The organism is Vibrio sp. 14N.309.X.WAT.E.F5 (assembly GCF_030397615.1).
Classification (GTDB): domain Bacteria; phylum Pseudomonadota; class Gammaproteobacteria; order Enterobacterales; family Vibrionaceae; genus Vibrio; species Vibrio lentus.
Map to the genome: position 1 here is coordinate 87,797 of NZ_JAPNXR010000001.1, position 21,578 is coordinate 109,374.

Consider the following 21,578-nt stretch of genomic DNA (forward strand, 5'->3'; position numbering starts at 1 on the left):
TGGAAATTGTATGAAAGTATTTAGTAAGTCTCGTGTAGCAACGTGTGTGTTGACTGCCATCCCTGTGATGGCGGTAGCGAAAGACACCGGTAAGCTTGAAAAACTCGGTTCTGAGACGACTGGCATTGAAATCACCAAACCGAACCAAGACCAAGACAGCTCGCGTATTTACCTTGAACAAGGCGCTATTTGGGCAAGTCGCGACATCACTCGCTTTGACCCTGTGCTTGACGTGAGTGTTAGTGATGAGTTGGAAGTGGAGCAGGGCACTCTGCGCGACAGTGTCGGTTTCACCATCACCACCAACTATGGTTATTACATCAAAAAGTACCAATTGGAAGTGTACCGTGTGGGTGATTTTGGTTTGTCTGAACCCATCGCTGTACTTGGTGGCGACAAACTGGCAAACGATTCTGATATAAACTGGGATGGCCAAACCGATGTTGATTATCAGTTTGAGGTTGGTGAGCAGCTGATGTTCCGCCTAAAGGCGTGGGACAAAGATGGCAACATGGATGTGACCACGGTTGGTGTGACAGATCTGGTTAAGCCGGACTCTGAAGTCGATATTGACCGCAACGATAACGACGATGAAGAGAGCAAAGACAAAAGCTACGGTCAAGCTAAGCTGATGCGCCACAACATCCCGACCAATGCGGGCTTAGCCAAGTTCATTGGTACCGGTTTGAAAGGCGTTGATAAAGTCATCATCGGTGAAGACGAATTTGATGTCGAAGACGGTAACTTATACGCAGAGCAGTACTTACCCACAGACTCTTACATCTTCCCTACCAAGGTTGTGTTTGATAACGGTGATGAACGTCGTTACAAGCTGTACGTTCGTATCCCGGATACGTACTACGCACAAACCGGTTTGGCTGATCTTTATGTTGGTAAGAACAATGTGTCTGGCAATAGTGATGCATTGAGTGTCGATAACCAGTACCAAGATGATATCTATAATCAAGGTCGTTTAGCCTACTTTGGTCAGGGTAAATTTGGTGACAAGCTTCGCGTGACCACTCACTTCGATACTCGAGAAAGTGAAATCAAAGACATGTTCAAACATCCGTTCGCATCAGACGATTCGGATGTATTCGATATCCTCGAAGACGACGATGAACTGTATTATGGCAACTATGGTGACAGTTCGAACATCGAAAAAGTGGTCAACACTAAGGGTAAGGTCTACCTCAATGTGGAATACGATAAATCACAGTACTTGTGGGGTAACTACAACACGGGTTTAACAGGCACTGAGAACAACGATTACAACCGTAGCCTCTATGGTTTCAAGGCCGATTACCGTACTCGCGATACCACACAATATGGTGAAGACCGCTTGAACGTGGTCGGTTTTACGGCTGAAGCTGACTCTTTATATGCACACGATGAGTTCTTGGGTACAGGCGGTTCTCTATACTTCCTTCGTCATGGTGAAGCGGTGCCGGGAAGTGACAAGGTTTATGTAAAAGTAAAAGATGAATCCGGCCTAGTGCAGAATGAGATCCCGCTTGAGCCGGGTGTCGACTATGACTTTGACCCGTACCAAGGTCGAATCATTCTGACCAAGCCACTCGACAATATCTTGTCTGACAGTTTCGGTAGCGTGATTGAAAACGGCGATGATTACGAAAACTTTCTGGTTGTCGATTATGAGTATGTCCCTCAAGGTTCAGACTCGTTGGACGCTATGTCTTACGGCGGCCGCGCCAAAGGTTGGATCAATGATTACGTTGGTGTTGGCGTGACGTATGCGACCCAAGAAAAGGACAACCAAGATTATGAGTCTTACGGTACGGACTTAACGCTACGTGCAACAGAAGGCACCTACATTAAAGCCGAGTTTGCACACAGTGAAGGTACTCAAACCGAGTCGAATTTCGTATCTACCGACGGTGGTTTAACCTTTACGCCGATTGGCGACACATTAGAAGACCGAGAGGGTGACAGTATCCAAATAACGGCTGTGACTAGCCTTTACGATCTTGCTCCAACCATCTTTGGTGCGGTCGGTAATGATCTGAAGCTTTGGTATCGAGACAAAGATGCAGGATACAGTTACGCGAGCAGCAGCGATGATTTAGAGCAAGAGGCATACGGTGCAGAGCTTCGTTTGCAGGCTACTGATCGCTTAGCTGTTCTATCTCGTTTCTCGACCAATGAAGAGCGTGATGTCGACGGCAATTTAGAAACGGATACTGAGACTATTGAGGTCGAGACTCAACTCAAAATCACCCAGCACATCAAGGTATCTGCAGCTGGGCAGCAAACCGAAGAACTTAACCAAAACGATGAGCACAGCGATGCAACTTTAGCTGGCGTGCGTTTGGAATACATGTGGGACAGCGACAACAGCGTCTACATCAAAGGGCAAACCACAGTCTCTCAATCGGATGACTACGACGAGAATGATAGCGCATCGATTGGTGCGGAGTTCCAAGTATTGGAAGATCTGTCGTTGGGTGGTGAATATACCGATGGCGACCGCGGCCAAGTCGCCGAAGCAACCGTGACTTACGATGTGTCTGATGACCATTCCACATACGTGACCTACGTTGATGATAACTACGAAGGCGAAAATAACGTGATTGTCGGTCAGCGTGCAGACCTCACCAGCAGTGTCGATTTCTACCAAGAGAACCAGTTCGTTGATGAAAATGATGGTCACGGTCGTATCGATTCGTATGGCTTTGGTTACGACGTGACGGAAGATGTCGAGATGGGCATCGGTTATCAACTTGGTGAAATTGAAGATGACGAGAACATCACCACAGAGCGTGAGTCCATCAGCTTCAATGCGTCAATTGACCTAGACGACATCACCTTAAGCCACAAATTCGAATACCGAGTGGATAAGAGTGAAGACGATCCAGAGATAGCACAACGTGAGCTGCAACAAATCGTGACGACCAACCGTTACACGCACCACTTAACGGAAGAGTACACGCTGTTTGGTAAGTACAACTACTCAATCACAGAGAGTGAAACCACGGGCGAAACCATGGCGCAGTTTACTGAAGCTACCGGTGGACTTGCGTATCGTCCGATCTATAACGATCGACTTAACTTACTGAGTCGCTACACCTACATTGTAGATTTCGATCAATTGGATCGCGATGTCGATTATCAAGATGAAACCAGCCAGATCATTGAAGTAGAAGCGATCTACTCGATCGACCAACATTGGGACGTAGGTACCAAGTACGCGCATAAAGACAAACAGCAAGCCTTCGAGCGAGCATCTGGTGCGAATGAGATGGTCAAGAGTGACATCGACTTATACGGACTTAGCGCTTCTTACCGCGTGATGAAAGAGTGGGACGTGACGGGTGAGTATCACTGGAAAACCGACACGCTCAATGATGAGTTAGAGCACGGTGCGTTAGTTTCGGTGAACAAGCACATTGGTGAGAACCTAAAAATGGGGATTGGTTATAACTTCTCTGCGTTTGATAGTGATTTAACCAACGATGATGATTATGACGCTTCAGGCGTGTTCATTAACTTAGTCGGTAAGATTTAAGCCAACCCCAAAGAGGGTGAAAGTAGAGAGTTGAAAGTTGAGAACTAAAAATAAGATGAAAATAACAATTGGCCTAATCAGCGGTGTAATGAGCGTTTTGCTTCTTGCTGGCTGTGCAACTGACACCTACGTGAGCCAGGAAAACAGAAACAAGTTTGCCGGCTTAGATGTGTCTAAGTTTTTAATCAGTGAATGTTTAGCGCCTGAACGTGAGGTGCATGTTGCTATCGCAGAGCATTTTGCGTTTGATAAATATAAAATACGCGACTTAGATGCGATCAACTTAGATGCCTTTGTAGAAGAGATCAGAGGCCTAAAAGGACGTATCACAATTGTTGGTCACACCGACTACAAAGGCTCATTGGAATATAACCAACGTCTTTCACAGCGTCGCGCTAAATCCGTCGCAGACTATTTGAAAGAACACCTCGATCCAACGAATTACGACTGGGAAGTGAAACACCTTGGTGAGACTCAACCTCTGTTGTTAGGTAAAACCGATAAAGACCGAGCGGAGAACCGTCGTGCATTTATCGTGTTTGAAGAAGCACAGAAATACGAAGAGATGCCTTTCTGTGAGCCACCAAAACCCGAACGTAAGGTGTACATGGCAATGACGCCACACTTTGATTTTGATAAATCCGTGCTTAAGCCAGAAGACTTAACTCAGTTGGATGATTTCACGGCACAGTTAAGTGGTTTGCAAGGCAGCATCATGGTCGCAGGACACACCGACCAAGCGGGTTCGGTTTCTTACAATGAGAAGTTGGCGGAGCGTCGTGCTGAAACCGTGGTTGAATACCTCAAAACTAAACTCGACCCTAAGCAGTTCATCTGGGAAGTGAAATCGTTTGGTAAGCTACAGCCAGCGATCAATGAGCGCACTGAGAAAGCTGATGCGTTAAACCGCCGAGCATTTATCGTGTTTAAAGAGTCGGATATTACGGCAGAGCAACAAATGCTTTCTGGTAGTCAGCAACAGGCGCTTTCTGGAAATGAATCGGAAGTAATGAGCATCGAGAGCGAGCAGGAATCAGAAACTAATAGCCAATATTAGCGTCAGACATTAAAAAGCCCCATACGTTGGGGCTTTGTGTGTGTTCGACCTTCTGAAAAATTAATCTATCTTAGGGTAGCTGCCATTAATGTTTGCCACTTGAGTTTGTATTCCTTCAAACTTGAGCTCTTCATCGAACGTCATCAAAACCTCATGTTCTCCTCTTTTTTTTAATTTAATGTCGAATAAGCGATTATTGGCGTTGATAAGGTCACGCTTGAACTGTGGCGATAAGTGCTCTGCCACATGCAGGTACTGCGATTCCAAAATTAGAAAGTAGAGTGTGTTTTGAGTAAAGCCAATTAGCCCAGAGCTCTTTCTTGTCGTGCCATCCGTTAAGGTGTTAACGAACGTAAACACCCCATTGTTAATGTAGACATGTAATGAACGTTCAGGGTTTGTGAGGCGACCTTTCAGTGTGAATTCAGATCCCATGAGCCTTAACCAAGGGCTAATGACGAGTACGCTAGCGAGTATCAGTGAAGCTTTCCACAATGAAAGCCTACCAGAAGCCCAAGTCGCCCTTAAATTGAATGTCTTCGATTTTTTCATTTTCTAACCGTTTTCGCATATAAATGGTGTCTTTATCTAAACTTAACTGCGCGACATTGATTCGAGATAAGTGCTGAATGGCGTCTAGTTCAAGTACTTCGCTGTCGTCTAAGTGGCGGTTAACAAACTCATAATCCCGATCGAGAGCAAGCATAAATACCGTGTCATTGAGTACAGCGTAAATACCATATCCTTTTCTCACCACCTCATATGGCAGAAACTGAACAGATGAGTACAGCCCGTGATTAAATTGTAAATGAGTTTCGGCGTGCTGCTGAGTATGGCCACTGTATATAGAAAATTTCCCACCGGTCGCGTTGATATAAGGGACAGCCAAAATGGCGAGAATGATGATGAGTGGTCTTTTGAAGTTCATGGATACCTCAGTTGTAAATTGAGTGATAAAGCGCAAAAGCATAAATCCAGATACCTACTGTTAGTATTAGGTCTTCCCAACGAATTCGCTGGTGGGAATTACTGCAATTGACAATGTTAGGTTTAATACGTTTTTGTTTGGCCCTTCTGTCCACTGACGGGGATCTTATAAGGTCAGTATCTGAAGCTTTGAGCCGATTAGAGCTCACGCTTAACTTGATATTGGGCAGGTCGTCGCCTTCACCGACTAAGTGAATCGATGCAGGGATGAGTAACTTGTACCCATGCGACGGCACGACTCGTATTTCTGAGTCGGTAATAATGGACTTAAGCTTCTTCCTTAGATGCATGATGCTGACATTCAATGAATTAGGGCCGACCACTCGATCTGGCCAGCCCGCTTTTTTCAATTGTTGGCGGCTACACGGCTTATAACTGTTGTCATAAAGAACACGTAGAACATTTAACTCGATAGTGCTGAGGGATACTGAATGCAAAAGAGTCAGCGAGTTTCCACCATAGAGTTCAAGCGCGTCTCGTTTTGAGTTTAGATACAACAACATGGCTTATTCACAGTCTGTGTTGGGAAGAAACACAACATCTCCAGAGTAGATCAAATCGATGTCTGTAAGATCTGTAAAACTATGATTGTGCTTTTTCAGCTCTTCAAAACTAATGTGGTGATTGTGAGCAATCTTAATCAGCCAATCGTCTTTTTTAACGATGTAGCGAACAGTCTCGCAGGTTTGAGGCTCTACCTCAGCGACAACCTCAGGTTCATACACCGTCACTTCTGAAGTAGAAGAGACATAAATGTCGTCGTACACAACCGGTTCAGGGACTGATTCATTTTGTGTTGGGAAGTGGTAGCGTATGCCGACATTGAGAACTTGGAGATCTTTTTCTGAATCATCGCTGAAGATGAACTTATAGCCGAACTTCATGCTTAACTGCTCATCAAACTCATACGCCACGCCAAGCTGGCCGATCGGAGACCACGTATTGCCCTCCAGTAACGACCCCGCGCCAGCGTATAGGTTGTAATGGCGTGACAGTGGAATCGTACCGAGTAACGAAATATCCGTGCTGTTGAATCTCTGTCCCTCAACTTCCGAATAAGGGAAGTCAGGTTCTTTAATGGTTTTAATGTGTCCGAAAAAGCCAGTGCTGGCTTCGACAGACCATGTTTTGTTTAGGTCGTAACCCAATAGAATTTGACCACCAAAGGCGGTGTCAGATACCTCAGAGTTTGTTTTGCCTGCGTTAGTGACGTCAGCACCAATGTAAAACGGCGAAGCGTCGGCTAGACATAGACTAGGCAGCATTAAGGCTCCTGCGATAACGCATTTCGTCGCTAAAGTATTACCGAAAGAAAAAGTCGATAGTTTCATTAGTACAGTTCCTCAAACATCACGGTGAAGTTTCCTGAATAAGTACCGGTTTCAACGTCTGTCGAAGGAATATTCTGGTAGTTAACATTAAGATCGAAATTGATCACTGAGCTCGGTGACTGAATCACATAGCTGGTTTGACTATTGTCGAGTTGATTGACGCCACTTTTAACCCAATCTGTATCCTCACAGTTCGCTTCATTGCACTGGATAGAGTAGGGGATATATGTCTTACCTGACGCTGATGTCAGCTCAAATTCATTGGTGAGTAGTGTCATCGATAAGCCAGTACTGAACTGGCCTAGCGCAGTGATGTTGAACGTGGTCTGCGCTGAGACAGTATGATTCGTTGTGTCATACATCGGGCTCAATACACCATCGCCTACCACATTAATGCTTTCTAAGCTGTTTGGTGTGTAATCGATATTCACAGTAAAAACGTCAGGCAAAATTCGGTAGGTTAGCGCGCCACCGGCAGAGCGGTAGTAGTATTTGATGTCTGCGGGAATTGTCGCCGTGTAGACACCTTTTGCCTGACCTTGAAGTGCATTCAATAGTGAGGCTGTGTCTATGTTGAAGGTCGGACGATAGAAATAAAACGGCGTGATGGATTGCGGATACTCCAATGAGAAATCCGCACTGCAGTTTTGTGTATCGTTGTCATGAAGCGTGACAATGTTTCCCGACAATTGAGATTGGCTGCATACCGGTGTCACGAACAGGTTATCCCCGCGCGTGAAAGGGTTTGATGCCGTATTGTATTGCAGACCATTGACCGCAATTGCCGCTTCCACACTCTGACCAGCATTACTGGTTAATGTCATGGTGTCTGGCTTGTCTGTAACAAACGCACTTGGCAAAAACTGACTCGTTGTCGTGAGGCCACTCGCGATAGACCAATCACTCAAGGTATAGCTATTTCCACCGAGTGTGATGGCGTTTTCAAAGCGTACTTGTTGTCCTTCAATATTGATGTTGAGCGTCGCAGCATAGCTAGGTGCGGCTAACAACAATAGAGACCAAAAAGCGAGTCGTTTCATTATTTGCTCTCGCTCAGTGTCACATCTTGGCGGTAACTTTCGTCGTGGTTAACAACGGTGACTTTTAGGTCTGAAAGAGCGATGTTTTCTGGCAGAGGGTAGTTACGCTCACGGCCAGCTAGAGACATGATGGTGACTTCACAATCTTCTGTTACTTCATCTGTGCATTGATCGACATAGGCACGCACAAAGCTGTTACCTGTGTTGTTGATGTGCAGTTGGCCTTGATCTAAAGAAATCGAGTAATCAATATCTTGAGCTTGTGCTGGGATAACAAATAAAGGACGGTAGCCAAAGTTAATCGTCACGGCTGAATCCAACTTGCCTTCAGGGTCGTATGGAGAAGGCTCAAAGCTGACGAGGTAGTACTGGTCTTCAGTGAAATCACATTTGTTACCACACAAAGAGCGCACGCCAATTTGCTTTTGACGGTGCGGTTCTAGAATGGTTTTGTTATGAGTCAGCGTGACGTGCCAATCTTCAAAGTTGTTTTCTGAGTACGGAACACGCGTGATCTCGCCATCTTCAACCACCAATTGAGTAATGTTGGATTGAATAAATTCCGTGATCTTATTGCTGTTAGTTAAAGTGAATACGCCATTTCCGTATTCGTCTCCAACCAATAACATGGTATCGACGTTCATCGCGTTAACAGAGGTTGTAAGAGCAGCAGTCAGTAAAATAGGAAGCTTTTTCATAATCAGTTACCTTCAGGTCGGTTAAGTACAAAGTTGTGCTCTCGTAGCGATTCCGAATTGGCGTAGCGAGCAACATTTTCTATGTGTTGACGTTGTTGATGACTGAGTTGAAGGTCCTTATTTACAGTCAGGTAAACAAAAGAAGTACGGCCTAGACGCGTGGTAATAAACTCCATCCCGCTGTCAGTCAGTGCATGCAATTGTTCGTTCAGTGTGTTGATGTCATCGAATTCACCGATGTACATCACGTTTATTTCTTCGTTGTTACTCACCAACATCATTGATTCCATTGGATTCAAGTTTGGTTGGCAGAAGTTAGTACCAAAATTCAGCTGTTTCGCATCATCGACAGACGGTAAGTAGCACTGCTGACCATTACTGGTTAGTGCGAACTGTTGACCTTCTTGTACATCCACTTTGTGAATGCCAGACGTAATGCTTGATACGTTCAAACAAGCTGGGCCTTCACATTCAATGTCGTACACATCGTTGCCGAAAATATCTTTGAATTTGCTAACAAAACTGATCACACGACTCACGTTTGAATTCAATTCGATGACCGAACCAGGGTGCGTATATCCCATCACTGATTGCTGACCAGTGTTGTGCAAAGCGACGCTCTCGACATCAAGCTCGATGGTTGCGGCTTGGTAGTCATCTAGCGTAATGACCGCGCGGTCGTCGTAGATGTATTGTTTGTTCATCACTTGGTCATCGGTTCTTACCACCACCAACCCTTTGGTTTTGCGTTCATCTGCATCAAATCGAATGTTGTTTTGGGTATCGACAACCACATAAGCATCACTTTGTGCTGTCGTAAAACTCACGCTCTCTCCGCCAATAATTTGGGTACTGCGTAATGTCGCGTTTAACGCTTTTTCGCCATTGTTCGCGGCGTAGACAAAGACGTCAGCTTGGTAATGCTCATCACGTTTGGCGGCATATGCTGTTACATTCGTCACTGCCGCATTAGGGGAGTTAACGTAGTAACTGTTACTGGCAGTAAGTCGTAAATCTGTATCTTGGTCTTCGACTAAATCTTGTGTCTCTAAGCTGTTGGTATACTGGCTAAAGCCATTTTCTGTGACGGTGAAACCCGTGTTGCCAGTAAGCTTCGATGAAAGAGGTACTGACCAATTTAGAGAGATGGAGAGTTCACCATCGTCCCAATTGGATGTCAGTTGCTCATTGTTAAAGGTGACGTTCAGGTCGAGAGTTGAATCGACAATGAAAGGTGCACTTAAGCCAGAAGACAGTGACCAGTTACTTAGCGAGCTGTTGTATAAATTACTTTGTTCGATGTAATTCACCGAGCTATACCCACGCACCGTGTCACCAATGGTGTAGCTGGTGGAAATACCGAGCTGTTCTTTGTCACTGGCACCGTATAAGTATTCTGCAAATGGGTTTTGGTCTGGGTTGTTTAGGCGCTCATAGGTAAAGCCCAAGCTGCCAAGGTTCCAATAGCCAGACAAATACCAAGCTTCGCTATCAATGTTCGAAAGGAACATTTCATAGCGGCTATCGAATGGTAGGTAACCTTTAAACCCTAATTGCCCCATCGCATGTTCGCTGGTCAAAGTGCTACCAATCGCGACCGTTTGTGTATCCGACCATTTATAAGCCAACCCACCTTGAAGGAATGCCACGCCTTCGAATTCGTTAGTTGAAGACATGCCAGATGGTTGGTCTTCGTCACTTTGATAAGTGTCGTTGTCTTGAAATTGGCCCGCGGCGATCGAGTAATCAAATTCGCCAGTATTCAACGTGTCTGTATTCGCGTTGTAAATTCGTACCGATTCAGAAGAGACCACTTGAGTACCCACAGAGATCTCAACGGTGACGTCATAAACGCCGTTGGGTAGTTCTGAGTAGCTGATGTTGCCTTGGCCTTCTTGTACAGACTGTTGCACGATGATTTGCTCATCGCGGAAGATCTTGAGTACGCCTTGTGATTGCGCATAGAAGTACAGTGATTGGTCTTCGTTTTTAGCGGTACGGCTTAGGTTTTTACTCGAAGACAAATTCACGTTTACGTCATGATATTGCGTGCTGTTGAGCAAGAAAGAGGTACTATTCAGCGCCAATCGATCTTGGTGGTAGCCCGCTGTTAAACGCAGATTTTGGTACTCTAGGTTGTAGTAACCGTAATTCAGTTCAGACGCATCTTCTTGGTTGCTCAGATAGGTATCGACATGAACCGAGCCATAAGGCAGCCCCAAGATGAATTGGTCACTTAGATTTACATTCAAGTTATTAGTAAAATCGCTCGATGTGTACAAGCTCGCGTTGTTAATCAAGCCTGGGTTTGCGTTGTAAGTTGACGCGTAATGCTTCTTGAGTGCTTTCGGCTTACTTTCCTCAAGTAGTTCTTTATTTACATAGAGGTACAGCTTGTTTGAGTGATAGTCATAAAATGTGTCGTAGCTTTTCGGTGTAAGGCTACATAAGTTCAGGTCACCTTGGCAGTCGACAGTATTCGACTGACCGCGAGTAAACCCAGCCACTATCTGCTTTGCTGTTCGTTCGTTTAATCCTGATGACATCAGTTCATTTGCAACGGCAGTCGCTTCTTCAGGGTTGCTGAATTGCACTGAATCGTAAGTTACCGACATAGGAATCGTCATGTAACGACCATCAATGTTTTTTATCTCGACATCGCGATCTTGTTGCGAATAAAAATCTTCAAACCCCGCTGGGATTAAAGTGTCTCCATTAGCAAAAACCAGTTGTGACAAGGTCAACGAACCTAAGATCGTTGTTGTAATAAACGTGCTATTTTTCACAGTGAAAGCTCCGCTAAAACAGATAATTGGCCTTGGCACAGGTTTGAGCCTGTCGGTAAAGCCCCAAAGGATAAGATGACGTCGTATTCGCCACCCTTTAGGTCGTCTGGTGTGGTATTGAAATCCATCAAAACTGGGTTCGATGACGTTAAGGGCTGATCCGCGACAGTGACATCAACAAGGTCAGCAGGCGTTGGTAATGCTTGCTTATCAATGTTGAAACATTGCGCAGTATTGCCCGTCATGAATAACTGGAACCGAGTCGATTGGTCTGAACTTGGAATATCGGTTTCAACCAATAACTGGGTTGTTGCATCACGGAAAGAGTCGCTTTTTGGATCGACCGCTAGCGTCAATGAAGAAGGGGAAAACGCGACCTCTGTGATCTGATAAGAGAAAAAGTGCTTCTTATCGATATCACTCGTTAACTGGAACGTATGAGTTTCTGCATTGGCATAAAGGCTCATAGTGCCTGTAGTCAACAGCACGAGAAGTGGGCGAGTTAAGTAATTCACAGTTTTCCCCAAACGACTTAAAGTGAACCGTCGTAGCTAGCAGCCATTTGAACAATAACTTGTGCTGTGCCTTCTACTGGGATGTCTTGGATGTCAGTAGTGTTTGCCACTGTTAGTTCAACATACGAACCTTGGTAGCTGTTTGGTGCTGCTGCCGTTAGCTCTGTTCCGCCATTAAAGACACTTACTTGTGCATCCTGAGTAAGTTGACCACCAACCAATACCTGTGATGTCACGTAAGTCCAGTTTGCTAGTGGCTGTCTATCGCCTGTTGTTGAATTTGTTGAGTCAAAATCGCGTGCTTCTAGAACAACTTTTGAAGAAGTGAAAGTACCCTCAGAGGTCACGTACAGCTCACCAGTTTGAATATCGCCACCGCCTAAACCTGTGATGATAAGGTTTGAACTTGGAACTGAGTTGCCAATTGCACCAGTCCAAATTGCATCTGCTGTTGCTACATCATCAGCTGCGTATACCGCGCTAGAAGCCATTGTTAATGCTGTTGCGCTCATCACGAAAAAGTTATTAAGTTTCATGTTTCTCACCTATTGTTTAGAAATGTATGTATAAAAATAAAGGGTGCATTGGAATCGAAATTACGTGCACACTTTCGAGGTGATTGATTTGACTTCAATGGCGTATGAATTGGAAATAAAAGCCCGTTAATAGTGCTTTATACGCAGTTAATAACGTTTAATTTTTAGGTTTGTCATGGTTAACTGCCTGATAAATAGTGTTTTATGTTTTTTTAGGCTACTTTTAATAGGTGGCAGTAATACAGGGAAAAGAATGTTTAAAAGACTTTCTATAGATACAGTAAGAAGAACCATCACTTTAATAGACAGTGACTCTGGGCAAGAGAATCAGCCCTTGGAGCTGAACCGAAGTGAATACAACTTACTGTTGGCTTTCTGTGAATCACACGGAGAAGTGATTGATAAGCAGGCGTTGATAGAGAAAGGTTGGCCAGGAAGAGTGGTTGGTGATAACTCTTTGGCGGTCGCTATCATGAAGTTGAGAAAAAAATTAGACAGTTTAGAACTGGGGTTTGAAGTGAATAACTTGCCCGGAGAAGGGTATGTGTTCATTAACGCTATGAGCATTGAAATTGCTCATGATGAATCTGCAGCCAATAATGAAGCTATCACTGATTCTCATGAATTAGATCATGAACAAGAAACAGCTCAAGACCCTGTTTCTCAGACAGCTGGCGACCATGCAGAAACACCTATTACTACCCAAGACTCCACCGCGTTTAACGTGTTTCAACGTTGGATCAAGAAGCCCGTTGTTTGGGAGGTAGCCATCGCACTCTTTATTGGTTTGATCATGTTTTACTTTGTTTATCGTGAAGCTTTCGAGTGCTTTGAATGTTTTGGGGGAGGCGCTGGTGGTTAGCCTTAAGTCTCTTAGCCTGCGGATTGGACTTTTCATTGTGGTGTTGTTTTTGGTGCCATGGTTTTTGTCTTTAGGTACTTACTTTTCTGGTTACGCTCACTTTGAAGACGATGAACACGATATTATTTTGAATGCAAAATCGGGCATTTATAAGACTATCCACAGTTATGAAGGGCAGGTGTATCGAGTGCATCGAGGAATCTACGCATCTTTGGGGGATTCCTTGTACTTCTTTTCCTTGGATGGTGATTATGAAATGAACCTTGACCCTGAATTTGCAGCTAAGGTTGTGGCGAGTGATTTGGAAAACTATTTTAGAGGTTTAACTCACGTACGCATCGCCGAGCAAAACGGAAAAGTGATTGGGCTATTGCAAAAAGACGATATTAAGAAGAAGTTTGACCAAGTGGTGATTCAAGGACGGTTAAAAGTATGGGATTGACGAGAAAAACTAAAGTTCTATACATCATTGCATTACTTGTACTACCGCTCCTCGTACCTTGGGCTAATGCCATGTTTAGCGACTTCAAAATAACCAGTCATTTTGACGATCGTGATGTGACCATCATTGGCTCTCATGGCCGCTTCAAAGCTCAAGCCGCTTATCACGATGGTACTCGTGCTGTCGGCACAGGCTATTATGGCACCTTATTTGATACGATTTACTTACTGACAGTACGTAGTGATAAAGTCGTGGAAGGTAATCCTAACAATCTCAACGCGTTTCTTCGTTCCCATCAAACGTTGATGGTCTTCAAGATTAAGCAAGATGGCCAAGGGCAATACGTTGTAAGAAGGCTTGAGGAGGATCCAAGGCTGGGGATGCACGAAAACAAGGTTGAAGCCACAGGATACTTTGGACTAATCTCATCGATACCGACTGCTGAACCTCTGTAGCATATTATTTAACTGACTAACTACTAACTTAAGCGTTAATACCAAACAGAAAAGGCTAGATTCATATCTAGCCTTTAATGTATTTGTGCTTAGCAACAGAGTGATATTCGCCCTTCAACTCGCTGGCGATCTGGTTTGGAATACTCATTATTCTGACGGCAAATTCTGTTTCAACTCCAGAAGCATTCGATAAGCACTTTCGCCAGACATTTCGTACGGGTTAAATTGATCAGACGTTGAAAACTGTAAGTTCAACAGCTCGGTTAAATTGGACTGTGGAATGTCACCCATCGACCAATCCCCAAATTCTCTACAATCAATCTCCTTAAAATAAAGTATGGCCACTTTCTCGTGCCGCTCATCATTAAGGATGTGATTGTATGTATGGTTAACTGCCTCTCTGGAACCTTCAATACATTGAAGAAAGTACTTTTGGTTATGGCTGAGAAGCCCCGTTAAATGGCTCTGCCGATTATGATCTCGCGAGATAGCGAGTATCTCCTCCAATGCTTTGGAATCACAACATTCGGAAAGGGTACTGACATAAATTAACCGAGTTAGGAACATAGGCATTATTTCGAATTTTTGTTCAAAGGGTATTAATAAATATAAGCCAAGCTGATGGAATTGCGAGTTATTGACCTAATTATCACTCATAGGCTTTTTGGAAGAGAAGAGAGTGGGGGACGTAGAAAAGAACGGGTCGCAAGATACGCCAAAATGACTCGAATGTTGGCCATTCAATCATTTTAGCGTCCTGCTAGTGATCTCGTTAGTTGTTTAGAATTGAAATCGATTCAACGTTTGAAGACGCATCAAAACGAACATTGACCAATACACTCTCTCGTTCGAAAGTCACGTCATCAAAATCAGTGGCTGCGATCTTGAATCCATTCCTTGCGAATAAACTCGTCACTGTTGTTCGTTGTTTCTGTTCCATAGCGCATGTCAGTAGTTCATTCATCGTGATCTCCATTAGGTAACCGTGTGCATAATGTAAGCGTACAACCTCTTTATTATGAGATCAATTGCTTAATCGATAAGCTGTGTTGATATGTTCAATTGAATGATTTTGGTATTCAAAAATCCAATAAGCAAGAGGGTGTGTAGTTGCGTTGGTTATGGAATATAGAGCGTTATGTGACGGTGGTTCAGCATTCCTAGAGTGCGAGATTCATTGTAAAAATTTCGTTGAAATAAGTGGTTACAAAGCAGAAGGAATCATGCGTTCCGTTTGGCTTGTTAGAGGGGAGATTGGGTCAATTATTGGCTGGTAACCAGTTTGGCTAAAGTACATTGATTTGTGATGCAGAAAAACGCTAATGAATCTTATCTATATTGAAATATTGCATGCTAAAGTCGTGTTGGTATAAGTGTTATTAATTGCATAAGCTTGATTTTAACATTTGTTTGATTTATAAATTCTCTACTCATCAATAACTTCATGATTATATTAGTTTTTACTAACCTTTAAATAACATGGAGAAAGGCGATGAATAAGAACCAAACACGCAACGGGTTAGCGAATTTACTGCGATTTCGTAAACCATATAAAGAGACGGACTTCCTTGTCAGTTCTAATGAACTACGAGTTAAGAAAGATGTTTATAGTTTGCGTAAAATTAAACAGTTAGAAATTCGTCAATTGGGCTTCAAAGAAAACGTTATCAATATCGTTTCATTGGCTCTGGTACTTTCCGCTGCGACTTGGGCGTTTGTTCCTCAGTTTGGCCTGCCTATGCTTGTGCTGACTTTTATTTTGGCTTTTGTCTCATGGCGAAAATATGAGTTGCGTGCAGAATTTAAAGGGGCAGACGAAACCGGTGATCATTGGGTATCCGTAGCTCGCGGTTGTACTCGAGAAGAGTTCAAAATTTTGAAACATGTCGAATTGACGTTACGTGACCAAGTTTCTTAGTAAGCAAGGTGTCGTAATCAGTTAGGTTCAATATGAGCAAGGCTCGTCACTCGTTGGCGAGCTTTTTTATTTTCTGAAAAACATAGATAGAGCAGGTTACTTTTATAAGCCAGCGACGATGTTGGTAAATGTGAACATAATGAATCTTAAGTCACGGCATTTATAGTGGTCTTTTGGACTTTGAACATAGGGAGAGGGTGGCGATGAATACGCGAGTAAATAAGAGTTTTTTAACGAGACTTATCCGGCTAGTTGGTTACGCTTTGATTATAGTGTCGAATTTTAGCCGATTGACCCATGCTCAAAGCATCGAGTTTCCTACTTGCGTACAGAGCGAGGTTTTGAATACAGAGATCCACCTTTATGTTGATGAATCGGTGTTAGCCGAATATTCCAAAGCATTTGTTGCCTCTAAAATAGCGACATGGGAAAGCTATTCGAATCTGGTGTTGAAAAACTCCTGCATTCCTATGACGAGAAAAGTAACCAAGGTGACCTACACCTCGGTAATCGATAGCCTATGGTTTCAAGATTTGAGCGCAGCAGAGAGGTTATTAAAATTATCGATGGAAGAACTGATTCCTGAAACAACAGAAGACGGTGTCCCCATTTTTACAGGGATAGTCTTTTCTAATTATAATTCTAGTTTTGAGTCTGATTATTGTGGTATTTCATCTTCAGCATCCTATTTTTTTTCTTTAGCGCTAAATTGCCCAGACTCGACAATGGAACATGAAATTGGCCATTTGAGTGGTGCTAATCACGACTACAAAACGTTATTGAAAGACTCTGGTAGTATCGAAAGTTACATCTCTGGAACGTATCCCAAAGCTCCTCAATATTCCTTTGGCTCCATTTGTGCTGATAGAGGCACAGTGATGTCTTATGAGCGAGATGTTATACCTGCTTATTCCAGCCCGGACATCAAAGTGGATGGCATAAAATGCGGAGATAGCAAACACCACAATAATGCAAGAGTGCTTAGAGAGTTCGCACAAGCTTATCTAACCCCATGATTGCTTCGCAGATCGATCGGTAGTCATCCGACTTAGTTACTTCATTATTTATGGCTGTTATGGCTAAGACCAATCCCTCTGTAATCTAGACCAAGAGCTAAACCAAGGAAAGCAAATGCAAGTATCTATTAGACCCGCAATGCCAAGTGAACTAGAAGCTATTTATGCCTTGGTTACCTCAAACGATGAGTGGACGAAGTTTAACGGCCCTTATTTCCCATATTCGTCCCCATCCTTAGACGAGTTTGAAAGCCATTCGTTTCAACGCTTACTCGATGGGTTCGATTTACAGCTGGTGGTTGTAGATGATGTTCTTGTTGGGACTGTCAGTTGCTATTGGGAATGCGAAGAAACACGATGGTTGGAAGCGGGTGTGGTTATTTATAACTCTGAGTATTGGGGTAAAGGTATTGCTGCATTGGCTCTTCCTCTTTGGGTATCTTACCTATTCGAAAACAAGCAGATCGAACGAGTGGGCTTAACCACTTGGTCAGGTAACCCTCGCATGATGTCTCTGGCTTTGAAATTAGGTTTTAAACAAGAGGCGAGGCTCAGAAAAGTGCGTTACTACCAAGGCGAGTATTATGACTCGGTAAAATATGGGTTATTGCGCTGCGAGTGGCAGGAGAGAAGATAGCTGAAAATACACACTTTTTTGGTGTGATTTGGTATTCAATTTAACGATAACACTTTGATCTAAAAAGTGAGAACTAGCGTACTTTTACCCAGTTTATAATGGATGAGTATGCAATGAAGTTATCTAAAGAGAATGAATCAAGAATTATCGAAATGGCGTGGGAAGATAGAACCCCGTTTGAGGCGATAGAGCTGCAATTTGGTTTGAATGAATCAGAAGTGATTCGCTTCATGCGAAGCCATCTGAAGCTTGGAAGTTTTAAATTGTGGCGCACCCGTGTTTCTGGTCGTTCCACCAAGCACGCAAAAGTTCGCCGTTCAGATGTGTCGAGAGGGTATTGTCCTACTCAATACAAGCATCGTTAAATAGGAACTTACTTAACCAGCAATTCCAATGAATATATCAGTATGGAAACGAAAGGAATAAAAGGAATGAAACAATTTTTTGCTCTAATTTTGGCAGTGCTTTGCTTTGGCGTTGGTTATGTTCAAGCTAATGATGTTCGTCTTAAACAAGCTTACGAGAGTCACCAAAGCGATGTACAAGTTCGTGGCTCTGGTACAGTTTCTCGAATACTTCCAGATGATAACAAAGGCTCTAGACATCATAAATTCATCTTACGATTGGACAGTAAACAAACCGTGTTAGTCGCGCATAATATTGACTTGGCTCCTCGTATTCAAGGATTGGGAAAAGGTGACCGAGTTGAATTCTATGGCGAATATGAATGGAACAAGAAAGGAGGTGTCATTCACTGGACTCACAGAGACCCTAACAACCGTCATGCTCACGGTTGGTTAAAACACAATGGGAACGTATATGAGTACCCCCCCCCCGAGACTTTTCCCTTCAAGGCTATAAGATAAAAAGGAATTTTGATGTTTAAGCTGGAAACTGACAGGTTGATACTTCGAGATATGAGTTTCGAAGACGAGTGTGCCTTTGTTGCGATGTCTCAAGACGCTAAGTATCAGCGTTTCTATGATGAAAGTGATTGCGAACCTAACAAATATCGAGAGTTAACCCAGCTGTTTGTTGAGCAGGCTTCAGAAGCTCCTCGACAGTCCTATCAGCTAGCGGTTGAAAGCAAAGATTCAGGGAAGTTTATTGGAACCGTTTGTTTACGTCTTGAAGGCAACCTACAAGCTTCAATGGGCTGTGCTTTCTCGAGAGAAGCTCAGGGAGCAGGGCTAAGTTTAGAGGCTGCAGCAGCCCTAGCTAGTTTCGGTTTCTCAGAGTTAGGCATACACCGTATTTACGCGGAAACCATCAGCAAGAACTTGGCTGCAATTAAATTGTGTAAGGTGCTCGGAATGAGGCAAGAAGCGCATTTCAATCAACACCGATTTTTTAAAGGAAAGTGGTGGGATACAGTTGTGCTGGCGGTTCTACGTTCTGAATGGAAAAAGGCATAGCAATGGAAAGTGGCATTCAGAAGCTAGATAGAGGTCTAGACAAAGACGGGTTTATTCAAAACCTTTACTCGCCTAAGAATATCGCGCCCGAATTTCAAGGTGCCGTGAATGCTGTTATTGACTCGTTGTTAAGAGAACTTCCGAACCAAATTGATGGCATCTACTTGTATGGAAGCGTGCCAAGAGGAACAGCCATTGTTGGTCGCTCTGATTTGGATGTTTCTGTCGTCCTCGCTACGCCTGTTGGTCAAAGAGAAGAGGAAGTATTTAACCGACTTTCTAACACCATTCCCAAAGCATACCCTCAAGTGAGCAAGCTTGATGTCGATCCTGGCTTCCTTCGGGATGTTCTGTTGCCTCAAGAAAAATACCATTGGCATTTTTGGCTCAAGCATTGTTGCTGTTGTGTTTGGGGAAACGATTTATCTGCTGGGTTTCCACTATACAAACCAAGTAACGAAATAGCTCAAGCTCTTAATGGTGACTTATCTACTTTTCTTGAGCAAATGCCCCCCCGCTTTGAACGCATGAGTGATGCAGACGTCACCAAGGTTATTGGCAAGAAGTTAGTTAGGGCAGCATATTACTTCGTTGCTGAGAAAGACGGCAGTTGGTACACCAATCTGAGCCAGTGCGCTGCAGTCGCTAAGCGCTATTACTCCAATCATAGCGACGATATTGAGCTAGCTCATCAATACGCTCTCGGAAACTTGATATCTAAAACAGAAGCTTTTGAATTATATGAAAGGCTAAGTAAGAAGCTGGTTCAACGGTAAGTTAGCGGGGTTAATAGTTGCATATGCATACTACTTCGCAATTGTTTTATAAATCATTGCGAGTTTAATGTTGGAAATACTGATGTGTTGTAGATTCTCTGCCCTATTACCGATAATTGCTTAAGGAACAAAAATGTACACCAATAAGTATTCAAATTTTTGGAGACGCTTCTTTGCTATCTTGGTTGATTCAATCGTATTTTTGCCATTGGAATGGATAGACGATTACGTGCTTTCTGGTGTGATAAATTCGGGTGGTGTGTTTGCTTGGGGAGTTGCGTATTCATTAATTGGGATCACTTATTATGTGGGGATGCATGCCAAGTACGGGCAAACGATCGGTAAGATGGTCACTCGAGTGAAAGTAGTCGATGTATCTGAAAGCAGAAACTTAACTCTCAAACAGTCTTGTATGAGAGATATTGTTCCAATCATACTGATTCCCTTCCAACTCTACCTTTATGCTCAGCTTTCGTTTAATGGTGAAACATGGGAAAGCTTGGAGCAAGGTCGAACCCTTATCTTCTTTGGTTACATCATGATTGGTTGGGTTGTTTTAGAATTCATCTCTATGCTTTTTAATCACAAAAGAAGAGCGATTCATGATTTCATAGCGGGCTCTGTCGTCGTAAAGAAAGTTTGATTCTCCAAATTATGGTTTAAGGAAAATTTGATGGGTGTACATGAGTGTGTTTCTTTTATCTTGCTGAACGAATCACAAGTATTATTGGAAAAACGCAGTGAATCTAAAGAAACGGATCCCGGCTTAATTACCATACCTGGCGGTCATATTGAGCGCGGTGAAAGTCAGGTACAGGCGTTGTTTCGTGAGCTCGATGAAGAGCTTAATGTTGTTCCCATTCATTACAAATACTTGTGCTCGCTTTACCATCCTGCGAAAGAGCTTCAGTTGATTCATTACTTTGTTGTGACCCAGTGGGAAGGGGAGATAATCGCACAAGAAGCTGACAGCATTGCTTGGTATTCACTTAATACAGCGCCTGTCGGTATCACTGCCGATTGCGTTGCGTTGAAAGAAGTAGAGCGGGTAGGTAGGTATCTTTAGTTTGGATTTGATAACATGTTTTAGACGTTTTTGAGGGCTCAAAAACGGTGAAACCCCGATGTTGGTAGCATCGGGGTTTCGAATTTCTAGATTTCTCGACTGGTAAGATCGATTATCTTTTCTATGCAGAAGGCTTGGATTAATCCAATCTTATTCCTTGGTAGGGAATTAGATACGGATGAAGTCCATGTGCTCAACTTTAGGCTTGAACGCGTGACGTTGAACGTCTTGCGGCTTAACCTTAACTTCTGCGCCGTCAATCAGTAGAGTGATTGCTTCGTAGAATTCAGGCTTATCCATTTGGTTGATCACTTCAGCGTGAATAAGTTCGATAGCTACAGCTGCTGCTTCGCCACCGTAGATTACAGCTGGGAATTTACCAGCGTGACGTAGGCGGCGGCTCGCACCTTTACCTAGTTCAGTACGTACTACTGCTTCAAATTTCATAGTTTTACTCTCAAATTAGTAAAAATTAACTTCACACCTCAATGCGACCTTGAGTATGTGGTAAAGCT

General features: G+C 43.5%; 26 protein-coding genes. 14 read left to right on the plus strand and 12 right to left on the minus strand.

The window, feature by feature from the left end; all coding sequences use genetic code 11:
- The first annotated feature begins 10 nt into the window (after positions 1-10).
- Positions 11-3,526: a hypothetical protein gene (locus OW495_RS00375; RefSeq protein ID WP_102514227.1), complete on the plus strand. Its 3,516-nt coding sequence runs from the start codon at positions 11-13 to the stop codon at positions 3,524-3,526.
- 55 nt (positions 3,527-3,581) lie between these two features.
- On the plus strand, positions 3,582-4,583 hold the full coding sequence (locus OW495_RS00380) for an OmpA family protein (RefSeq protein WP_102514228.1): 1,002 nt from the start codon (positions 3,582-3,584) through the stop codon (positions 4,581-4,583).
- A gap of 60 nt (positions 4,584-4,643) precedes the next feature.
- Here the strand turns inward: OW495_RS00380 and OW495_RS00385 are convergent, their stop codons facing one another.
- From OW495_RS00385 to OW495_RS00425, 9 genes are all read right to left on the minus strand, one after another.
- Positions 4,644-5,018 carry a hypothetical protein gene (locus OW495_RS00385; RefSeq protein WP_065103786.1) on the minus strand — a complete coding sequence of 125 codons (375 nt, stop codon included), beginning with the start codon at positions 5,016-5,018 and terminating at the stop codon, positions 4,644-4,646.
- Between the two features lie 67 nt (positions 5,019-5,085).
- Positions 5,086-5,511: a hypothetical protein gene (locus OW495_RS00390; RefSeq protein WP_065112224.1), complete on the minus strand. Its 426-nt coding sequence runs from the start codon at positions 5,509-5,511 to the stop codon at positions 5,086-5,088.
- 7 nt (positions 5,512-5,518) lie between these two features.
- On the minus strand, positions 5,519-6,073 hold the full coding sequence (locus OW495_RS00395) for a helix-turn-helix domain-containing protein (protein ID WP_102514229.1): 555 nt from the start codon (positions 6,071-6,073) through the stop codon (positions 5,519-5,521).
- A 3-nt stretch (positions 6,074-6,076) separates the two neighbouring features.
- Positions 6,077-6,901 carry an outer membrane beta-barrel protein gene (locus OW495_RS00400; RefSeq protein WP_102514230.1) on the minus strand — a complete coding sequence of 275 codons (825 nt, stop codon included), beginning with the start codon at positions 6,899-6,901 and terminating at the stop codon, positions 6,077-6,079.
- Positions 6,901-7,941, minus strand: a complete 1,041-nt coding sequence (locus OW495_RS00405; protein ID WP_102362464.1) for a hypothetical protein — start codon at positions 7,939-7,941, stop codon at positions 6,901-6,903. The genes OW495_RS00400 and OW495_RS00405 overlap by 1 nt, the downstream gene beginning before the upstream one ends.
- Positions 7,941-8,639, minus strand: coding sequence for a hypothetical protein (locus tag OW495_RS00410; protein ID WP_102362463.1), 699 nt, complete (start codon positions 8,637-8,639; stop codon positions 7,941-7,943). The genes OW495_RS00405 and OW495_RS00410 overlap by 1 nt, the downstream gene beginning before the upstream one ends.
- 2 nt (positions 8,640-8,641) lie before the next feature.
- Positions 8,642-11,425, minus strand: coding sequence for a TcfC E-set like domain-containing protein (locus tag OW495_RS00415; RefSeq protein ID WP_102514231.1), 2,784 nt, complete (start codon positions 11,423-11,425; stop codon positions 8,642-8,644).
- On the minus strand, positions 11,422-11,940 hold the full coding sequence (locus OW495_RS00420) for a hypothetical protein (protein ID WP_102362461.1): 519 nt from the start codon (positions 11,938-11,940) through the stop codon (positions 11,422-11,424). Before OW495_RS00420 ends, OW495_RS00415 begins: the two co-directional genes overlap by 4 nt.
- Before the next feature lie 17 nt (positions 11,941-11,957).
- Positions 11,958-12,476: a hypothetical protein gene (locus tag OW495_RS00425; protein ID WP_289884366.1), complete on the minus strand. Its 519-nt coding sequence runs from the start codon at positions 12,474-12,476 to the stop codon at positions 11,958-11,960.
- A gap of 253 nt (positions 12,477-12,729) precedes the next feature.
- Between OW495_RS00425 and OW495_RS00430 the strand changes: the two genes are divergently transcribed.
- The 3 genes from OW495_RS00430 to OW495_RS00440 are packed head-to-tail and all read left to right on the plus strand — an operon-like array spanning position 12,730 to position 14,235.
- Positions 12,730-13,338: a winged helix family transcriptional regulator gene (locus OW495_RS00430; RefSeq protein WP_102327716.1), complete on the plus strand. Its 609-nt coding sequence runs from the start codon at positions 12,730-12,732 to the stop codon at positions 13,336-13,338.
- The gene (locus OW495_RS00435; protein WP_065103776.1) at positions 13,331-13,780 is read left to right on the plus strand and encodes a hypothetical protein; all 450 of its coding nucleotides are present in this window, start codon (positions 13,331-13,333) and stop codon (positions 13,778-13,780) included. Before OW495_RS00430 ends, OW495_RS00435 begins: the two co-directional genes overlap by 8 nt.
- A complete protein-coding gene (locus tag OW495_RS00440; protein ID WP_065103775.1) occupies positions 13,771-14,235 on the plus strand; it encodes a hypothetical protein in 465 nt (154 codons plus the stop codon). Before OW495_RS00435 ends, OW495_RS00440 begins: the two co-directional genes overlap by 10 nt.
- A 147-nt stretch (positions 14,236-14,382) precedes the next feature.
- Here the strand turns inward: OW495_RS00440 and OW495_RS00445 are convergent, their stop codons facing one another.
- Positions 14,383-14,802, minus strand: coding sequence for a BLUF domain-containing protein (locus OW495_RS00445; protein WP_102310818.1), 420 nt, complete (start codon positions 14,800-14,802; stop codon positions 14,383-14,385).
- Between the two features lie 205 nt (positions 14,803-15,007).
- Positions 15,008-15,199 (minus strand): hypothetical protein, encoded by a 192-nt coding sequence (locus tag OW495_RS00450; RefSeq protein ID WP_004734640.1) that lies wholly within the window; start codon positions 15,197-15,199, stop codon positions 15,008-15,010.
- A gap of 528 nt (positions 15,200-15,727) precedes the next feature.
- Here OW495_RS00450 and OW495_RS00455 point away from each other — a divergent pair.
- The 9 genes from OW495_RS00455 to OW495_RS00495 all read left to right on the plus strand — a co-directional run bounded on the left by OW495_RS00455 (position 15,728) and on the right by OW495_RS00495 (position 21,063).
- Positions 15,728-16,153, plus strand: coding sequence for a hypothetical protein (locus OW495_RS00455; RefSeq protein WP_289884367.1), 426 nt, complete (start codon positions 15,728-15,730; stop codon positions 16,151-16,153).
- Positions 16,154-16,356: 203 nt separating this feature from the next.
- The gene (locus tag OW495_RS00460; RefSeq protein ID WP_289884368.1) at positions 16,357-17,169 is read left to right on the plus strand and encodes a hypothetical protein; all 813 of its coding nucleotides are present in this window, start codon (positions 16,357-16,359) and stop codon (positions 17,167-17,169) included.
- Positions 17,170-17,284: 115 nt separating this feature from the next.
- The gene (locus OW495_RS00465) at positions 17,285-17,806 is read left to right on the plus strand and encodes a GNAT family protein (protein WP_289884369.1); all 522 of its coding nucleotides are present in this window, start codon (positions 17,285-17,287) and stop codon (positions 17,804-17,806) included.
- 113 nt (positions 17,807-17,919) lie between these two features.
- Positions 17,920-18,171 carry a TIGR03643 family protein gene (locus OW495_RS00470; protein ID WP_076655480.1) on the plus strand — a complete coding sequence of 84 codons (252 nt, stop codon included), beginning with the start codon at positions 17,920-17,922 and terminating at the stop codon, positions 18,169-18,171.
- Between the two features lie 66 nt (positions 18,172-18,237).
- Positions 18,238-18,672, plus strand: a complete 435-nt coding sequence (locus OW495_RS00475) for a DUF3465 domain-containing protein (protein ID WP_289884370.1) — start codon at positions 18,238-18,240, stop codon at positions 18,670-18,672.
- Positions 18,673-18,684: 12 nt separating this feature from the next.
- Positions 18,685-19,221 carry a GNAT family protein gene (locus OW495_RS00480; protein WP_289884371.1) on the plus strand — a complete coding sequence of 179 codons (537 nt, stop codon included), beginning with the start codon at positions 18,685-18,687 and terminating at the stop codon, positions 19,219-19,221.
- A 14-nt stretch (positions 19,222-19,235) separates the two neighbouring features.
- Positions 19,236-19,997 carry a nucleotidyltransferase domain-containing protein gene (locus tag OW495_RS00485; protein ID WP_289884767.1) on the plus strand — a complete coding sequence of 254 codons (762 nt, stop codon included), beginning with the start codon at positions 19,236-19,238 and terminating at the stop codon, positions 19,995-19,997.
- Between the two features lie 133 nt (positions 19,998-20,130).
- Positions 20,131-20,640: an RDD family protein gene (locus tag OW495_RS00490; protein WP_289884372.1), complete on the plus strand. Its 510-nt coding sequence runs from the start codon at positions 20,131-20,133 to the stop codon at positions 20,638-20,640.
- Between the two features lie 30 nt (positions 20,641-20,670).
- A complete protein-coding gene (locus OW495_RS00495; protein ID WP_289884373.1) occupies positions 20,671-21,063 on the plus strand; it encodes an NUDIX domain-containing protein in 393 nt (130 codons plus the stop codon).
- A gap of 168 nt (positions 21,064-21,231) precedes the next feature.
- Here OW495_RS00495 and rplY read toward each other — a convergent pair whose 3' ends face one another.
- A complete protein-coding gene (gene rplY, locus OW495_RS00500; RefSeq protein ID WP_289884374.1) occupies positions 21,232-21,510 on the minus strand; it encodes a 50S ribosomal protein L25 in 279 nt (92 codons plus the stop codon).
- Positions 21,511-21,578: the final 68 nt, after the last annotated feature.

What these genes read in the sequence shown, in the direction of transcription:
- OW495_RS00480 (WP_289884371.1), top strand. Translation starts at nt 18,685, where the DNA reads ATGTTTAAGCTGGAAACTGACAGGTTGATACTTCGAGATATGAGTTTC.
- OW495_RS00395 (WP_102514229.1), bottom strand. Translation starts at nt 6,073, where the DNA reads ATGTTGTTGTATCTAAACTCAAAACGAGACGCGCTTGAACTCTATGGT.
- OW495_RS00385 (WP_065103786.1), bottom strand. Translation starts at nt 5,018, where the DNA reads ATGGGATCTGAATTCACACTGAAAGGTCGCCTCACAAACCCTGAACGT.
- OW495_RS00405 (WP_102362464.1), bottom strand. Translation starts at nt 7,941, where the DNA reads ATGAAACGACTCGCTTTTTGGTCTCTATTGTTGTTAGCCGCACCTAGC.
- OW495_RS00400 (WP_102514230.1), bottom strand. Translation starts at nt 6,901, where the DNA reads ATGAAACTATCGACTTTTTCTTTCGGTAATACTTTAGCGACGAAATGC.
- OW495_RS00465 (WP_289884369.1), top strand. Translation starts at nt 17,285, where the DNA reads ATGCAAGTATCTATTAGACCCGCAATGCCAAGTGAACTAGAAGCTATT.
- rplY (WP_289884374.1), bottom strand. Translation starts at nt 21,510, where the DNA reads ATGAAATTTGAAGCAGTAGTACGTACTGAACTAGGTAAAGGTGCGAGC.
- OW495_RS00470 (WP_076655480.1), top strand. Translation starts at nt 17,920, where the DNA reads ATGAAGTTATCTAAAGAGAATGAATCAAGAATTATCGAAATGGCGTGG.
- OW495_RS00380 (WP_102514228.1), top strand. Translation starts at nt 3,582, where the DNA reads ATGAAAATAACAATTGGCCTAATCAGCGGTGTAATGAGCGTTTTGCTT.
- OW495_RS00410 (WP_102362463.1), bottom strand. Translation starts at nt 8,639, where the DNA reads ATGAAAAAGCTTCCTATTTTACTGACTGCTGCTCTTACAACCTCTGTT.
- OW495_RS00455 (WP_289884367.1), top strand. Translation starts at nt 15,728, where the DNA reads ATGAATAAGAACCAAACACGCAACGGGTTAGCGAATTTACTGCGATTT.
- OW495_RS00495 (WP_289884373.1), top strand. Translation starts at nt 20,671, where the DNA reads ATGGGTGTACATGAGTGTGTTTCTTTTATCTTGCTGAACGAATCACAA.
- OW495_RS00475 (WP_289884370.1), top strand. Translation starts at nt 18,238, where the DNA reads ATGAAACAATTTTTTGCTCTAATTTTGGCAGTGCTTTGCTTTGGCGTT.
- OW495_RS00445 (WP_102310818.1), bottom strand. Translation starts at nt 14,802, where the DNA reads ATGTTCCTAACTCGGTTAATTTATGTCAGTACCCTTTCCGAATGTTGT.
- OW495_RS00425 (WP_289884366.1), bottom strand. Translation starts at nt 12,476, where the DNA reads ATGAAACTTAATAACTTTTTCGTGATGAGCGCAACAGCATTAACAATG.
- OW495_RS00450 (WP_004734640.1), bottom strand. Translation starts at nt 15,199, where the DNA reads ATGAATGAACTACTGACATGCGCTATGGAACAGAAACAACGAACAACA.
- OW495_RS00375 (WP_102514227.1), top strand. Translation starts at nt 11, where the DNA reads ATGAAAGTATTTAGTAAGTCTCGTGTAGCAACGTGTGTGTTGACTGCC.
- OW495_RS00430 (WP_102327716.1), top strand. Translation starts at nt 12,730, where the DNA reads ATGTTTAAAAGACTTTCTATAGATACAGTAAGAAGAACCATCACTTTA.
- OW495_RS00440 (WP_065103775.1), top strand. Translation starts at nt 13,771, where the DNA reads ATGGGATTGACGAGAAAAACTAAAGTTCTATACATCATTGCATTACTT.
- OW495_RS00460 (WP_289884368.1), top strand. Translation starts at nt 16,357, where the DNA reads ATGAATACGCGAGTAAATAAGAGTTTTTTAACGAGACTTATCCGGCTA.
- OW495_RS00490 (WP_289884372.1), top strand. Translation starts at nt 20,131, where the DNA reads ATGTACACCAATAAGTATTCAAATTTTTGGAGACGCTTCTTTGCTATC.
- OW495_RS00390 (WP_065112224.1), bottom strand. Translation starts at nt 5,511, where the DNA reads ATGAACTTCAAAAGACCACTCATCATCATTCTCGCCATTTTGGCTGTC.